Raw genomic sequence first — 16763 nt, 5'->3', positions numbered from 1 at the left:
GGTCAGGCCGCCTTCCAGGCCTGCGCCGTCTCCTCGGCGAACTCCGTGAAGGAGCGCGGCGGGCGGCCCAGCAGCTTGGTCACGGCCTCGATGTCCTCGGCCGCGGCGACGTAGCCGTTGTGGTCGTAGTGCTCGTACATCAGCCAGAGGTCGCGGGCGAGGTGCTGCGGCATCATCTGGTTGAGGATCAGCGAGCAGGACTCCAGGTCACCGCCGACGTAGGCGATCTCGACGCCGAGCACGCGCTTCCAGGTGTCGGTGACGAACTGCCCGGTGACGGGCTCGGGGCCCGTGACGGTGTAGGTGCGGCCCTCGTGGCCGGGCGTGGTGAGGACGACCGCGGCCGCCTCGGCGACGTCGCGGACGTCCACCCGGGACACGCCGATCTCACCGAGGGGGATGCCGTACACGCCCATGAGCAGCATGTCCTTGGCGCCGATGTCGTTCTGCATCAGCTCGCTGCGGCGCAGGATCGTGTACGGGACGCCGGAGGCCTTCAGCGCCTTCTCCACGGCGACCTTGACACCGCAGTGCGGCGGGGTGAACAGGTTCTCCAGGTCCTGGGTGGAGACGTACACCAGGTGTCCGACGCCGCTGCGCCGGGCGGCGTCCACCGCGAGGAGCCCCTGGTAGGTCTCGGCCTCGCCGACGGGCAGGTTGAGGAACACCGCGTCGGCGGCGGCGAACTCCTCCAGCAGCAGCTTGTAGTCGAGCAGGTCGCCGACGACGCCGCGTACGCCCTCGGGCAGCGCCTCGGCCTTCGCGGCGCTGCGGGTCAGCACCGAGACCTCGACGTCGCGGGACCGCAGCTCGCTGACCAGAGCCGTCCCCACGACGCCCGTTCCAGCAGTGACGAATACCTTCATCTCATTTCTCCGTGTCTTGTCCGCGTTCGGAATGGGAAATGTGGCGTCACAGTCGGCCACGGAAAAGAGCGAGGCACGGCCGGCGAAGCCAAGTGGCGGGAATACGGCGGCTATTTCGTTGAGCCAATGCACCGTTCGCGCCGAACGCTACCGGGGGCCCCGACGGCCACCAACCCTTATCGGCCCCTAAAGGACGTCGGGGTGGTGAGCCGTGCGGCCAGCACCGCCCTGTCGACTTTGCCGTTCTCGGTGACGGGCAGTTCCTCCAGGACGTGGAGTTCCTGCGGCACCATGTAGTCGGGCAGCGCTTCCGCGCAGTGGGCGCGCAGTTCGCGGCGGCCGGGTTCGGGCACGCCGCGTTCCATGACGGCGAAGGCGCACAGCACCGGGTCGCTGCCGGAGCCGGGCACCACCATGGCGACCGCGGCGGCGACGCCGGGGAAGTCCATGAGCCGGCGCTGCACCTCGGCGAGTTCGACGCGGTTCCCGCGGATCTGGACCTGCGAGTCGGCGCGGGAGCGGAAGTACATCTCCCCGTCCGGTCCCTGGTGCGCGAGGTCGCCGGTGCGGAACACGATCTGGCCCGAGGCCGGGTTCAGCGGGTCGGGCACGAGCGCCGCCCGGGTGGCCTCGGGGTCGTTCCAGTAGCCGCTGAACAGCGAGGGGCCGCGCAGGTAGATCTCCCCCACGTCGCCGGGCCGGGTGACCGGCCGGCCGCGTTCGTCGGCGAGCATCATCTCGGCGCCCGGATGCGCGAAGCCGATGGACAGCCGTTCCAGGTCCTCGGGCAGCGGGGCGGGCACATCGGTGAACGAGCACGCCATCGACTCGGTGGCCCCGTAGCAGTTGATGATCCGCGTCGAAGGCGACAGTTCCTGGAAGCGGCGCAGTTCGCCCAGCGGGAACTCCTCGCCGCAGAACAGCAACCCCCGCAGGCGCAGCTCCGCCAGCGCGTCCGGCTCGGTGCGCAGCACCGGCCGCCAGATGGAGGGCACTCCGTGCACGTGGGTCGCGCCCGCGTCGCGGAGGAAGCCGAGGAACCGCCGCGGCCAGCGCAGCCGGTCGCGGGGCACCGCGACCACGGTCGCCCCGGCGCCGAGCGCCATGCCGATGTCGAGCAGGGAGAAGTCGAACTGGAGCGGTGACGTGGTGGCGACGCGGTCGTCCGGCGTGAGGAGGCCGAGCCCGCGGACCGCGCGGAAGAACGCGGTGTTGGCGCGGTGGCTCATCACCACGCCCTTGGGCCGGCCGGTCGTGCCGGAGGTGAAGATGATGTACGCCGGGTCCGTGGGTACGACCTCCCGCCGGTGCCGGATCCTGGGCTGCGGCGCGCGCCCGACCGTCAGCCCGTCGGGGCCGAACCGGGCGGTGCCGACCTCGGGCGGAATGCCGTCGCGGACCCCGTGCACGGTCTGCAGGTACAGGGCGGGCCGCGCGCTGTCGATGATCGACAGCAGCCGCTTGGTGGGGGTCTCGGGGCTCACCGGGACGAACGGCAGGCCGAGCAGGCAGCAGGCCAGGTACAGCGCGATCGCCGACGCCGAGGTGTCGGACTCCAGGACGACCCGGTCACCGACGTCCAGGCCCAGGTCGCCGAGTTCGTCGGCGTAGGTCTCGACCCGCTCCCGCAACTGCCCGTAGCTGGTCGTCGCGACGCCGTCGCCGCTGTCCGCGAGTTCGATCACGGCGGGTTTGCCGGGCGTGGCCGCGCCGGCTTCCATCAGATGGCGATAAAGGTTGTCGACCGTGTTCCGTACACGGGCCGGCCGTTTCTTGTTCACACTCATCCGGGTCACCTCTACTGACGAGCAAAGCGCGCGAATCGGCAATTAAGAGGCTTCCCTACCATGGCGCGAACGGGCCGTACAAGGCGCGCCGGACAGTAGGCCGCCGCTTAGGGGGCATTAGGGGTACTGCCGGTGCGGGGATGACGTGCAGACTTGGCAACCACCCTACCAACGGCAGTTCCTACTTTCGAGGAGAGAAAGACATATGGATACCGGCCTCCGTACGGAAGCCGCGATGATCTTTCCCGCGATCAGTCCCGCGAGTTTCTCGAACGTCGGGAAATTCATGCTCATGAACCCGACCGCCCGTCGCCTGTCGGCTGAGGCGGACGAGGTGCTCGGATATTCACTTCTCGACCGTTTCCGGGCCGCCGAAGGTGATTACGAGGAATCCGCACGGATAGCGTTCCTGGTGAACTGTCTGGCCATGGCGGAATGGGCGACCGAGACACTCGGGGCCGAGCCGGTGGTCTACGCCGGGCCGAGCTTCGGCGGGACTCCCGCGGCGGTGCGCTCGGGCGCGCTCGACTTCTCCGAGGCGGTGCGGCTGACCGCCCTGACGGGCCGGCGCATCGAGGAGTACTTCGCCCGTGAACACCGCGACGTGGTCACCCAGTCGTTCGCCCGCACCCCCGAGGACAGACTGGCCGAGCTGCTGAGCGAGCTGGACGACCGGGGCGACTGGTACGACGTCTCCTGCTACGTCGACCACGACTTCTACATGCTCTCGGTGCGTGAGCACCGGCTGGACTGGCTGAACGCGCGGCTGCGCGCACTGGGCGGACTGCCCCTGTCCACGATGCGTCCGCCCATGCACTCCGGCGCGTTCCGCGCTCTGCGGGAGACGCTGGAGAGCGAGGTGTACGCGGACGTCGGCTTCGGCGACCCGGCGCTTCCGGTCGTGTCCGACCACGACGGATCGCTGCTGCGGTCGGGCGGCGAACTGCGCACCCTGTTGCTGGACGCGGCGGTGCGGCCGGTGCGGTGGCCGGCGGTGATGCGGACCCTGCGGGACCTCGGCGTCGGCACACTCCATGTGTGCGGTCCCGACAACCTGTGGGGGCGGGTGCGGTGCGTGACCGACCACTTCGAGGTCGTCGCGCTCAAACCGGAGGTGGCCATGCGGCCGCGCCGCCGGGACGTCGCCGTATGATCACTGCGAAAAGCGCCCATGAGAAGAGCGCGCACATCCCGTCGGCGTTTCGGCCGGGCCTTGATCTGGACGGTTCTTTTTCGGACGGGATTTCAGGCGGCCGTTTCCCGCATCCGGGACAGGGTCGTCCACAGTGTGCCGGGCGTGGCGAAGTTGGCCATGTCGAGCGCTTCGTCCACGAACCGCACCTGGAACGTGTTCTCCAGCGACGCGAGCAGTTCGACCGCGCCCATGGAATCCAGGCCGAAATCACGCAGACTGCTGTCACGGGCCAGCGAGTCACCTGCCGAGAGGAAAGGCAGCCGTTGCCGCAGCAGCTCCTCGAATCGAGAATCCCACATACGCACTCCTGAAGGGGTCGGGTCATGATCAGGTGTCGGGCCATGATTTCGGGCCGCGGAAATGACGTGTTCCGTGGACCACGCTAAGCAGCCGTCCGCGCGGCGGACAACCCTTATCAACCCCTTTCCGCGGATGACAGAATGACTGGGATTCCCGCACACGCGCTGCACGCGCGCTTCCTGCGCGGCCTGGCCGCCTCCCCCAGGCGTCCCGCGTTCCGGGCCGACGCCGGGGCCGTGACCTACGAGGCCCTCCACGAGCGGGCACTCGCCTGGGCGGGCGCGCTGCTGGCCGCGCCGGCCGGACCGCCCCGGGCCGTCGGCGTACTGGCGGAGAAGGGCTCAACGTCCTACGCCGGCCTGCTCGCGACGCTGTACGCCGGTGCGGCCGCCGTACCGCTCGCCCCGGACTTCCCCCCGGTCCGCACCCGGCGGATGCTGGCGGCGGCGGGGGTCTCGGCGGTGATCGCCGACGGGGCCGGGCTGGCCGCCCTGGAAGCGGCCGGCCTGGAGACGGCCGACGCGAGGGCTGCCGACCGGGAGGCCGTCGATGGGCTGGCCGGCGTCGAGGCGGCCCACCTGGACGACGTCCCGGTACTGACGGGCGAACCCGGGACCACCGGCCGCTTCCCGCTGATCCCCGTCCGTGCGCGCGACGCCCTGAGCGCACCGCGCCCCGTCGCGCCCGGTGACCTCGCCTACATGCTCTTCACCTCGGGTTCGACCGGCCGCCCCAAAGGTGTGCCGATCACGCACGCGAGCACGCACCACTACTTCTCGCTGCTGGACGCCCGCTACGACTTCGGTCCCGAGGACGTCTTCTCGCAGACCTTCGGGCTGAACTTCGACTGCGCGATGTTCGACCTGTTCTGCGCCTGGGGGGCCGGCGCGAGTGTGCACACGGTGCCTGTGCGCGCCTACACCGATCTGCCCGCGTTCGTCGCCGAGCGCGGCATGAGCGTGTGGTTCTCCACGCCGAGCGCCGTCGCCCTCGTCCGGCGGATGGGGGGCCTGGCGCCCGCGGCGATGCCGTCACTGCGCTGGAGCCTGTTCGCCGGTGAGGCGCTGCGCTGCGCGGACGCCGCCGACTGGCAGGGCGCCGCGTCCCGTTCGACCGTGGAGAACCTGTACGGCCCGACCGAACTCACCGTCACCGTCACCGGTCACCGCTGGTCGCCACAGCGCTCACCCGCCCTCGGGGTGAACGGCCAGGTGCCGATCGGGACCGTGCACGAGGGCCACGACCACCTGCTGCTCGGCCCCGACGGGGCGCCCACGGAAGCCGAGGGCGAACTGTGTGTCACCGGCCCGCAGATGACGGCCGGTTACCTGGACCCCGCGGACGACGAGGGCCGCTTCCTCCGGTACGGGGGCCGGACCTGGTACCGCACCGGTGATCGCGTCCGCCGGCTGGCGGACGGTGAACTGGTCTACCTGGGCAGGCTGGACGCCCAGGTGCAGATCCAGGGATGGCGGGTCGAACTCGCCGAGGTCGACGACGCCGTCCGCTCGTGCGCCGGGGTCGAGGACGCGGTGACCGTGACCCGCCCCGCGGGCGGGGGCGGACTGGAGCTGGTGGTGTTCTACACCGGCGTCCCCGTCTCCCCCGTCGTACTCGCCGGGCAACTGCGGCGGGTGCTGCCCGAGGGGATGCTGCCGCGGGCGTTCCGCCATGTCGAGTCCTTCCCCCTCAACGCCAACCGCAAGATCGACCGATCCCTGCTCACGGCGACGGCCGGCACGTCCCGCACGTCCGGCACGTCGGGCACGTCCGGCGGGCCCTGAGCGAACCACCCCGGTCCGCCCAGGGCGGCCGGGCTCCGACCGACCATGTCTCCCGACGGAGGATCAATGTCCACCACCGCATCACCCCAGCTGGCCGGGCGGCGAGAGTGGGTGGGGCTCGCCGTCCTGGTCCTGGCCAATCTGCTCATCTCGATGGACATCTCGGTCCTCTACCTCGCCGTCCCGTTCATCACCGCGTCGCTGGAGCCGAGCAGCGTCCAGCAGCTGTGGATCCTCGACATCTACGGGTTCCTGCTCGCCGGCCTGCTGATCACGATGGGCGTGCTCGGGGACCGGTTCGGGCGCCGCCGGCTGCTGATGACCGGCGCCGCGCTGTTCGGCGCCGCGTCCGTCGCCGCCGCCTACGCGGGCAGCGCCGAGACGCTCATCGGCACCCGCGCGCTGCTGGGGGTGGCGGGGGCGATCCTCGCTCCGTCCACGCTGGCGCTCATCCGCAACATGTTCCAGGACGTCGCCCAGCGGCGTACCGCGATCGCGATCTGGACGGCCGGGTTCGCCGGCGGGGCCGCGCTCGGGCCGCTGGTGTCCGGGGTGCTGCTGGACCACTTCTGGTGGGGCTCGGTGTTCCTGATCAACGTCCCGGCGATGGTGCTGCTCCTGGCACTCGCCCCGGCGCTGATCCCCGAGTACCGCGATCCACGGCCCGGCGGGTTCGACCTGCTCAGCGCGGTGCTGTCGCTCGGCGCCGTGCTTCCGGTGATCTACGGGATCAAGTCGCTGGCGCAGGACGGCGTGAGCGCGCTCGCGGTGGCGGCGCTGCTCGCCGGACCGCTGATCGGCGCGGCGTTCGTCCAGCGGCAGCGCACGGTGCGCGATCCCCTGATCGACCTGAACCTGTTCCGTGTACGCGCCTTCTCGGCGCCGATGGCGGTGAACGTGGTGGCGTTCTTCGCGCTGGTCGGATTCGCCCTGTTCTCGACGCAGTGGCTGCAACTCGTGCGCGGCATGGGCCCGTTGGAGGCCGCGCTGTGGTCGCTGCCCGCGCCGGTGGCGGTGGCCTTCGCCACCACGATCGCGACGGGGGTCGCCCGCACGGTGCGTCCGGTGTACATCGTGTCCACCGGGCTGCTGATCACGGCCGTCGGGTTCCTCGTGCTGACTCAGGTCGGTGTGCACTCGCACCTCGCGGTCCTGGTGGGCGGGGTCGTCGGGGTCGCCGTCGGACTCGGTGTCGCGCTGACGCTGACCGCCGACATGATCCTCGGCGCGGCTCCGCCGGAGCGTGCCGGAGCGGCGTCGGCGCTGTCGGAGACCGCCAACCAGCTCGGTGCCGCGCTGGGCGTCGCGATCCTGGGAAGCATCGGCGCCGCGATCTACCGGACCGACGTGCGGGACACCGTGCCGTCCGGGATGCCGCCGGAGGCGCTGCAGGCCGCTCGCGAGACGCTGGGCGGAGCCTCCGAGGTGGCCCAGCAACTGCCGGAACCCGCACGGTCCGGGCTGCTGGACGGGGCCCGGGAGGCGTTCGTCCACGGGCTGAACCTCAACGCGGCCATCGCCGCCGCCGTGATGGTCGCCGCCGCCGTGGCGGCCACGCTGCTGCTGAGGCGGCAGGCCGTGACGCCGGCGCCGGGGACCTCCGCCGTGCCCGGTGTGGCGACTGACGCGCCGCTCGACACGTCACTCGGCGCTCGGCGCGACACGTCACTCGATACGTCACTCGACGCGCCGCTCGACAAGAGCGTCCCCGGGTCCGCCGGGAGCTGACCCCGGTCGGGGCCGGCCGGGGTCAGCCCCCGGGCCGGCCCCGGCCGGCCCGCGCTCAGGCGGGCGTCTCCAGTTCGCCGTCCAGGATGTCGAACATCTCCGCCGCCGACACCGTCGCCAGGCTCGTCCCGGCGGCGGTGTCGTCGTCGGCGTCGGGCCGGGAGGAGGCGACCCATGCCGCGGTGAGGGCTCGCAGCCGGGCGGTGACCCTGGCGCGCTCGGCCTCGTCCGGCTCGGCCGCCTCCAGCGCCAGTTCCAGATTCCTCAGCTCGGTGTCCAGCGCGGGCCCGGTCTCGTCCTCCGGGGCCAGCTCGGTCAGCAGCAGTTCGGCGACCGCGCGGGACGTCGGATGGTCGAAGACGAGCGAGGTGGGCAGCCTGAGTCCGGTGACGGCGTTGAGCGCGTTGCGCAGCTGGACCGCGGTGAGCGAGCTGAAGCCCAGCTCGGAGAACGCCCGGTCCGGCTCGACGGAACCGGCCTCTTCATGGCCGAGTACCGCGGCGACCTGACTGCGCACGATGTCCAGCAGGAAGCGGTCCCGGTCGGGGCCGGTCCGGCCGGCGAGACGCAGCGTCGCCGGGGCGGCCCCCGCGGTGCGCGCGGTCTGCCGGGCCGGAACCCTGACCAGGCCGCGCAGCATGGCCGGGAGCGCCGCGGACGCGGCGTGCGAGCGCAGGACGCCGATGTCGAAGCGGACGGGCAGCAGGACGCTCGCACCGTGCGCCAGAGCGCGGTCGAACAGCGCGAGGCCGTCGTCGGTGGAGAGCGCCGGTATCCCGGAGCGCTCGTGCCGGCGGACGTCCTCGCCGAGCCGTTCGGCCATCCCGGCCTCGGCCCACGGGCCCCACGCCAGCGACACCGCGGGCAGGCGCAGACCGCGCCGGTGTTCGGCGAGCGCGTCCAGGTAGGCGTTCGCCATCGCGTAGTTGCCCTGCCCGGGTGCGCCCAGGGTGCCGGAGACGGACGAGAACAGCACGAACGCCGTCAGGTCCTGCTCACGGGTCAGCTCGTGCAGGTGCCAGGCCGCGTCCACCTTGGGGCGCAGGACGGTGGCCACACGCTCGGGCGTCAGGGCGGAGATCACCCCGTCGTCCAGGACTCCCGCGGCGTGGACGACAGCGGTGAGCGCACGTCCGGCCAGCAGGGCGGCCGCGGCGCGCCGGTCGGCCAGGTCGCACGCGGCGATCTCGACCCGAGCGCCCAGTGCGGTGAGTTCCTCGCGCAGTTCCGCCGCGCCGGGAGCATCGAGGCCGCGCCTGCTGGTCAGCAGCAGCCGCCGTACACCGTGTGCGGACACCAGGTGCCGGGCGATCAGCGTGCCGAGACCGCCCGTCCCGCCGGTGATCAGTACGGTGCCGTCGGGCTCCCAGGGCGCGGGAGCCACGGGTGCCCGGCCCGCGCCGGTCAGCCGGGGGATCCACGGTTCGCCGCCGCGCAGAGCGACCTGCGGTTCCGTCAGGGAGGCCGCCGCGGGCAGAGCTCGTACGGACTCGGGGGTGCCGTCGGTGTCGAGCAGGACGAACCGGTCGGGATGTTCGGCCTGAGCGACGCGGACGAGGCCCCACAGCGCGGCTCCGGTGAGGTCCGCGACACGTTCGTGAGGGGCCGCGGTCACCGCGCCCTCGGTCACCACGGCCAGCCGGGACGCGGCGAACCGGTCGTCGGCGAGCCAGGTCTGCACCAGCTCCAGCAGGCCGCGCGCGGCGGCGTGCACGTCTTCGGGCGTGCGGTCGGCTCCGCCGGTCACGCCGGTCACGCCGGTGGCGCCGGTGGCGCCGGTGGCGCCCGTGGCGCCCGTGGCGCCGATAGCGCCGGTGCCACTGGGGGCGTGGGTCCCGCCGATGGCGTGGGTGCCGTCGACGCCTCGGGCGTCACGGGCCTCACGGACATCACCGGCCTCGCGGACGCCACTGGCCTCGCGGGCCTCGCGGATTTCACGGGTGCCGCGGGCGTCGCGGGCGTCGCGGGTATCGCGGGTATCGCGGGTGCCGCGGGCGTCGCGGGTGCCGCCGGTGGGTGGTGCGACGAGCACCACCTCGGGTACGTCCATCTCCGCGAGGGCCGCCAGGTCCGCGAACACGGGGATCCCGTCGGCCGGACCGAGCCCGGCCGGGGCGACGCCGACGACGGCACAGGTCGCGCGCGGCGCTTCGAGGGGAGTTCGCGTCCAGCCGACCCGGAACAGCGCGTCGTGCCCCTCACCGCCGGCGGAGTTCAGCAGCTCGGCGGAGACAGCGGTGGTCGTCAGCGCGTCGGCCGACAGCACCGGTTCCCCTGTCTCGTCGGCGAGTTGCAGGGCACGCCTGCCACCGCCCGCCGGAGACATCCGTACCCGCAGGGCCGTGGCGCCGGTCGCGTGCAGACCGACCCGGCTCCAGCCGGTCGTCAGCAGCGCCCCGTGTCCGTCGGCGTGGCCGGCCCCGGCGGCTCCGGCGCCGTCCGCCCGGCCGGTCGGGTCGTCGAGGAGGCCCAGGTGCGTGGCGGCGTCCAGCAGTGCCGGGTGGATGCCGAAACCGGCCGTCCCGGCGGAGCCGCTCTCGGGGAGTTCGACCTCGGCGAACAGTTCCCCGTCGCGGCGCCAGGCCGCGCGCAGCCCCCGGAACACCGGTCCGTAGACATGGCCCCGGACGAGCAGTCGCTCGTAGACGTCGTCGATGTCGACGGGGTCGGCGTCGCGCGGCGGCCACTCGGCCAGGTCGAACGCGGCGGGTTCGTGGTGCGTGGAGAGCAGGCCGGAGGCGTGGCGCGTCCACGGCAGGTCCGCGGGAGCGTCCGCGGGCCGGGAGTGGACGGTGACCTGCCGGGCGCCGGACTCCTCCGGGCCCACCGCCACCTGGAGGGAGAGGGCGCCGCGCGCCGGGACCACCAGCGGGTCGTGGACGGTGAGTTCCTCGATCGTCCCGCAGCCGGTCTCGTCGGCGGCGCGCACGAGCAGGTCCACGTACGCGGCGCCCGGCAGCGGCGTACCGCCGAGCAGGTCGTGGTCCGCCAGCCACGGCTGCGCGCCGAGCGCCAGCCGTCCGGTGAGGACGACACCGCCGGAGTCGGGCAGGGCGAGGACGGCCCCGAGCAGCGGATGCCCGGCCGGCTCCAGCCCCGCGGTGCCGACGTCGTCGACCCGGCCCGTGGCGGCGCCCACCGCGTCGGGCCAGTACCGCTTGCGCTGGAACGCGTAGGTCGGCAGGTCCACCCGCCGGGCGCCGCGTCCGGCGAACACCGCCTGCCAGTCGACCCGGGCGCCGGCGACGTGGAGGCGGCCGATCGCGGTGAGCAGGGCGGCCGGTTCGGGGTGCTCGCGACGCAGCACCGGTACGGCGAGCGCCGCCGTGTCCCGCGCGTCGTCCAGGATGGTCTCGGTCAGCGCGGTGAGTACGCCGTCGGGGCCCAGCTCCACGAACCGGGTGACGCCCTCGGACCGCAGGTACGCGACCCCGTCGGCGAAGCGGACCGCCTCGCGGACGTGCCGTACCCAGTAGTCGGGCGATCCCAGGTCCGCCGCGGCGGTGCCGGTCACGTTCGAGACGACGGGGATGACGGGTTCCGCGGGGACGAGCCCTTCGGCGACGCGGCGGAACTCCGTCAGCATCGGCTCCATCAGCGGCGAGTGGAACGCGTGCGACACCTTCAGCCGGGTCGTCCTGCGGCCCAGGGCGGCGAAGTGCGCGGTGATCCGGTCGACTTCGCCGGCGGCGCCGGAGACGACGAGCGAGCCGGGGCCGTTGACCGCCGCCACCGCGGCCGACCCGAGGACGGGGACGACCTCCTCCTCGGTCGCCTCGACGGCGGCCATCGCGCCGCCCGCCGGGAGTTCCTGCATCAGACGTCCGCGCGCGGCGACGAGCGTGGCGGCGTCCGCCAGCGACCACACCCCGGCGACGTGCGCGGCGACCAGTTCACCGATGGAGTGGCCCGCGACGAAGTCGGGCACCACCCCCCAGGATTCGAGGAGCCGGTGGAGTGCGACCTCCACGGCGAACAGCCCGGCCTGGGTGTGGACGGTCTGGTCCAGCGGCCCGTCCTCGGACCAGATCACGTCCTTGAGCGGCTGGTCGAGATGCCGGTCCAGTTCGGCGCACGCCGCGTCGAGCGCCGCGGCGAACACCGGGAACTCCTCGTACAGTTCGCGGCCCATGCCGAGGCGCTGCGCGCCCTGGCCCGAGAAGAGGAAGGCCGTCAGGCCGCCGCCCGCGGAGCCGACGAGCACGCCGGGGTGCGGCTCGCCGTCGGCGACGGCGGCCAGCCCGCGCAGTCCTTCCTCCGTGTCGCCCGCCAGCACGACGGCCCGGTGCTGCAACGGGGCACGGCCGGTCGCCAAGGAGTATCCGACGTCGAGCACGTCGGCCGGTCCGCCGCTCGTCACGTGTGCCAGGGCGCGCCCGGCCTGGGCGCGCAGCGCGACGGGGTCCCGCCCGGACACCGGCCAGAGCACGGGGATCCCGGCCGGCCGGTTCGCGGGGGCCGACGGTTCGGGTGTCCCGTCCACGGGGGCCAGCCCGTCGGGTGTCCCGTCCGCGCGGGCCGGCCGTTCGGGTGTCCCGTCCGCGGGCTCGACCGGGGCCTGCTCGATGATCATGTGGGCGTTGGTCCCGCTGACCCCGAAGGACGAGACGCCCGCCCGGCGGGGCCGTCCGCTGTCGGGCCACGGGATGCTCTCGGTCAGCAGGCGCACGGCGCCTTCCGACCAGTCCACGTGCGACGAGGGCTCACTCACGTGCAGCGTCTTCGGCAGCAGTCCGTGGCGCAGCGCCATCACCATCTTGATGACGCCGCCGACACCCGCGGCGGCCTGCGCGTGACCGATGTTGGACTTGATCGACCCCAGCCACAGCGGCGGCCCGTCCTTCGGCCGGTCCTGCCCGTACGTCGCCAGCAGCGCCTGCGCCTCGATCGGGTCGCCCAGCGTGGTGCCGGTGCCGTGCCCCTCGACGGCGTCGACGTCGGCGGCGGACAGGCGCGACTCGGCCAGCGCCTGACGGATCAGCCGCTGCTGCGAGGGGCCGTTGGGCGCGGTCAGACCGTTGGAGGCGCCGTCCTGGTTGATGGCCGAACCCCGTACGACCGCCAGTACCGGGTGCCCGTTGCGGCGGGCGTCCGACAGCCGTTCCAGGAGCAGGATTCCGGCGCCCTCGGCCCAGCCCGTACCGTCGGCGGTGTCGGAGAACGCCTTGCAGCGCCCGTCCGGTGCCAGACCGCGCTGGCGGCTGAACGCGATGAACGGCGCGGGCAGCGACATGATCAGTACCCCGCCGGCGAGCGCGAGGTCGCACTCGCGCCGCCGCAGTGCCTGCGCGGCCAGGTGCAGCGCGACCAGCGAGGACGAGCACGCGGTGTCGACGGTCAGCGCGGGACCCTCGAGACCCAGCGTGTAGGAGATCCGGCCGGAGATGACCGAGGCCGCGTTGGCGGTGCTCAGGTACGCCTCCTCCGCCTCGGGCATGGCGTCCAGCGCGTAGGCGTAGTCCTGGCCGCCGGATCCGACGAACACGCCGACCTGCTTCTCGCGCAGGCCCGACGGGTCGATGCCCGCGCGTTCGCACGCCTCCCAGGAGAGCTCCAGCGCGATCCGCTGCTGCGGGTCCATCGTGAGGGCCTCGCGCGGGGAGATCCCGAAGAAGGCGGCGTCGAACTCGCCCGCGTCGTGGACGAAGCCGCCCTCGCGGACGTAACTGGTGTGAGGCCGGTCGGGGTCGCTGTCGAACAGCCGCCCGGTGTCCCAGCCGCGGTCGTCGGGGAACGCCCCGATCGCGTCGGTCTCCTTCTCCACCAGCCGCCACAGATCCTCCGGGGAGCGGACCCCGCCGGGGTAGCGGCAGCTCATCGCGACGACGGCGATCGGCTCCCGCTCCTGGGTCTGGACCTCCTGCAACCGCTGACGGGTCTGGTGCAGTTCAGCGGTCACCCGCTTGAGGTAGCCGAGAAGCTTCTCGTCGTTCGCCATTGCGCCTCCGTCAGGCCATGCCAAGGTCTTTGTCGATGAAGTCGAAGATGTCGTCGGCCGTCGCGTGCTCCAGCCGGTCGGCGACAGCGGTGCCGTTGCGCGCGCCGAGGGATTCGTTGAGCGTCGCCAGCAGTGTCTGGAGCCGCTCGGTGAGCCGGGTACGTTCGATCTCCTCCGGCGGGAGCCCGGCGACGGCCGCCTCCAGCCGGTCCAGCTCCGCGGTGACGGGCACCTCCACGGCGCCCTCCGGACGCATGAGGGACTGCAGGTACGTGGCGAGCGCCGCCGGTGAGGCGTGGTCGAACGCCACCGTCGCGGGCAGCTTCCGGCCGGTGGCCGCGCTCAGCCGGGTCCGCAGCTCCACTGCGGCGACCGAGTCGAACCCGAGCTCCTTGAAGGCGCGTGACGGGTCCAGTTCGGCGCTGTCGTCGTAGCCGAGGAGCACCGCCACGTGGGTGTGCACCAGGTCGAGCAGGGCCCGGCCGCGTTCCGCCCCGGTCATCGTCGCGAGCCGGGCCGCGAACGCGGGCTCGGCGGACTTGTCCTCGTCCGCCCCGTCCGCCCCGTCCGCGAGGGCCGCACGGACCTCGGGGAGGTCGTCCAGCAGCGGTCGGGGCCGCGCGAGGGTGTAGGCGCCGGCGAAGCGGGCCCAGTCGATGTCCGCCACCACCAGGGTGCCTTCGTCGTGGTCCAGCGCTTTCTGGAGCGCGGCGATCGCGAGCCGCGGTTCCATCGCGCCCAGTCCGATCCGCCGGGTCGCGGCGCCGGTCCCGGCGTCGATCATCCCGGCGTCCCACGCTCCCCAGGCGACGGATGTCGCGGTACGTCCCCGGGCCCGGCGCCGCTGTGCGAGCGCGTCCAGGTAGGCGTTGGCGGCGGCGTAGGCGGACTGGCCCGCGCCGCCCCAGGCGGCGGATCCGGACGAGAACAGCACGAAGGCGTCCAGCGGGCGGTCGGCGAGCAGTTCGTCCAGGTGCGTCGCTCCGGCGGCCTTGGCGTGTCCTACGGCGGCGAACTCGGCCGGCGTGAGGTCTTCCAGGGGCGCGTCGGTGCCGAGCACACCGGCGGCGTGCATGACCGCCGTCAGCTCTCCCGGCACGGAGTCGAGCAGGGCGCCGAGGGCGTCCCGGTCGCCGACGTCGCAGGCCGCGACGGTCACCTGGGCGCCCAGCGCGGTCAGTTCGGCCGTGAGTTCCGCGGCGCCCTCGGCCCCCGGGCCGCGGCGGCTGGTGAGGACGAGGTGCTCGGCGCCGTTGCCCGCGAGCCACCGGGCCACATGGGCGCCGATCCCGCCGGTGCCGCCGGTGACCAGGACCGTTCCGCGCGGCCGCCAGCGCCGTTCGGCGGGTGTGTCGCCGAGCGGTGCGCGCACCATGCGGCGGGCCGCGCTCCCGGCGGCGCGGATCGCGATCTGGTCCCCGTCCGCGCCGCCCAGCGCGGAGCACAGACGCCGGACGACGTCCGGGCCGAGGTCCACGCCGAGGTCCGCGTCAAGGTCTGCGTCAAGGTCTGCGCCGACGCCGGCGGGGAGGTCGATCATGCCGCCCCAGGTAGCGGGGCGTTCCAGGCCTAGCACGGTGCCTAGGCCCCAGAGCGAAGCCTGCGCCGCATCGACCGGCTGGCCAGGTCCGTCCTCTCCGCTCGCTCCGACCGGTCCAACCGGTCCAACCGGTCCAACCGGTCCGCTCGGCCCGTCCGGCTCAGCCAGTCCGCCCGGTCCGCCTGGTGCGTCCGGCCCACCCGGCCCACCCGGCCCACCCGGCCCACCCGGCCCATCCGGCCCACCCGGCCGGACCGTAGCGACCCGTCCGACCGACCCATCCGGTCCGTCCGTGGCGAGCCGTCCGACCGGTGCGACCGGTGCGACGGGTGCGACGGGTGCGTCCGTCGTGACGGCGCCCCGGGTGGCGCACCACAGCGGGGCCGTGAGCCCGGCGTCGCCGTGTGCCTGCGCCAGCGTGATCGTGGCGGCGGTGCCCCGGGTGAGCGTCGGATGGGCGGGGTGCGGCCGGGTGTCGAACGAGAGCAGCGACAGGACCCCGTCGGCCGTCCCGGCCCGCAACTGCTCCGCGAGCGCCGCCCGGTCGTCCCCGTCGGTCTCCACGGTCACGACACGCGCGCCCTGCCCGGCGAGCCCGTCGGTGATCGCGGTGATCGCGGTAGCCGCTCCGGTCGCGGTAGCCGCTCCGGTCGCGAGCCCAGCCGGGATCACGACGAGCCAGGTGCCGTCGAGCGTGGTCCCGGGCCGCTCGGCCAGCGGCTTCCACACGATCCGGTAGCGCCAGGAGTCGACGGTGGCGTCCTCGCGGTGCCGTCGGCGCCAGGTGGACAGGGCGGGGACGATGTCCCCCAGTGCCTCGGGGGCGAGGTCGAGACGGTCCGCCAGGGAGGACAGGTCCGCGCGTTCCACCGCGTCCCAGAACGCGGCGTCGGCGGGGTCCGCTCCCGGGGCGGCGGCGACGGCGTCGGTCCAGTGCCGCCGGCGTTGGAAGGCGTAGGTGGGCAGTTCGACGCGCCGAGCCCGGTGCCCTTCGAAGGCGGCGCTCCAGTCGACGTGCACCCCGCCCGCCCACGCCTCGGCGACCGAGGCGAGGAACCGCCGCGGGCCGCCCTCGCCCCGGCGGAGCGACCCGACGGTCACGGCGGCGGAGCCGTGCGCCTCCAGGGTCTCTCCCAGGCCGACCAGCAGGCCGGGGTGAGGGCTGGACTCCACGAACGCGGTGAAGCCGTCGTCCAGCAGCGCGCGCGTCGCCTGTTCGAAGCGGACGGTCTGCCGCAGGTTGGCGTACCAGTACGCGGCGTCCAGCGTGGCCGTGTCGGCCAGGCCCCCGGTCACCGTCGAGTAGAAGCCGATCCGGGAGGGCCGGGGAGCCAGGCCGTCCAACTCGGCGAGGATCCGGTCGCGGACGCCCTCGACGAACATCGCGTGCGAGGCGTAGTTCACGGGGACCAGCCGGACGCGGACGTTCCGGCTCTTCAGCGTCTTCTCCAGTTCCGCCAGCGCCTCCGTCTCGCCGGAGACGACGACCGAGGCGGGGCCGTTGACCACGGCGAGTTCCAGGCGTCCGTCCCAGTCCGCCAGCAGTTCGGCGACGGCTTCGGCGGACAGGGCCACCGAGAGCATGCCGCCCTGGCCCGCGAGGTCCTCCGCGATGATGCGGCTGC

General features: G+C 73.4%; 8 protein-coding genes. 3 read left to right on the top strand and 5 right to left on the bottom strand.

Annotated features, from left to right (window positions below; translation table 11 throughout):
• Positions 1–2: 2 nt before the first annotated feature.
• Together IE278_RS25640 and IE278_RS25635 are read right to left on the bottom strand one after the other, a co-directional pair.
• Positions 3–866, bottom strand: coding sequence for an SDR family oxidoreductase (locus tag IE278_RS25640; protein WP_189775621.1), 864 nt, complete (start codon positions 864–866; stop codon positions 3–5).
• Between the two features lie 176 nt (positions 867–1042).
• Complete coding sequence (locus IE278_RS25635) at positions 1043–2653, bottom strand: AMP-binding protein (protein ID WP_189775620.1); 1611 nt, start codon at positions 2651–2653, stop codon at positions 1043–1045.
• 205 nt (positions 2654–2858) lie between these two features.
• On the opposite strand from IE278_RS25635, the gene IE278_RS25630 reads away from it, so the two are divergent.
• Positions 2859–3806, top strand: coding sequence for an ACP S-malonyltransferase (locus IE278_RS25630; RefSeq protein ID WP_189775619.1), 948 nt, complete (start codon positions 2859–2861; stop codon positions 3804–3806).
• 92 nt (positions 3807–3898) lie between these two features.
• Here the strand turns inward: IE278_RS25630 and IE278_RS25625 are convergent, their stop codons facing one another.
• Positions 3899–4147 (bottom strand): acyl carrier protein, encoded by a 249-nt coding sequence (locus tag IE278_RS25625; protein ID WP_189775618.1) that lies wholly within the window; start codon positions 4145–4147, stop codon positions 3899–3901.
• Between the two features lie 141 nt (positions 4148–4288).
• Between IE278_RS25625 and IE278_RS25620 the strand changes: the two genes are divergently transcribed.
• Entirely contained in the window at positions 4289–5932 is a 1644-nt protein-coding gene (locus IE278_RS25620) for an AMP-binding protein (protein WP_189775617.1), read from the top strand.
• A gap of 66 nt (positions 5933–5998) precedes the next feature.
• Positions 5999–7660, top strand: a complete 1662-nt coding sequence (locus tag IE278_RS25615) for an MFS transporter (RefSeq protein ID WP_189775616.1) — start codon at positions 5999–6001, stop codon at positions 7658–7660.
• Positions 7661–7715: 55 nt separating this feature from the next.
• Here IE278_RS25615 and IE278_RS25610 read toward each other — a convergent pair whose 3' ends face one another.
• Complete coding sequence (locus IE278_RS25610; RefSeq protein ID WP_189775615.1) at positions 7716–13598, bottom strand: type I polyketide synthase; 5883 nt, start codon at positions 13596–13598, stop codon at positions 7716–7718.
• A 10-nt stretch (positions 13599–13608) separates the two neighbouring features.
• Positions 13609–16763, bottom strand: a 3155-nt coding sequence (locus tag IE278_RS25605; protein ID WP_189775614.1) for an SDR family NAD(P)-dependent oxidoreductase, incomplete at its 5' end; no start/stop codon positions are given.

Origin of the sequence: Streptomyces tauricus (assembly GCF_014650955.1) — a bacterium.
GTDB lineage: Bacteria > Actinomycetota > Actinomycetes > Streptomycetales > Streptomycetaceae > Streptomyces > Streptomyces tauricus.
The sequence above is the reverse complement of the archived record's forward strand: the minus strand, read 5'-3'. Positions and strand labels throughout refer to the sequence as shown.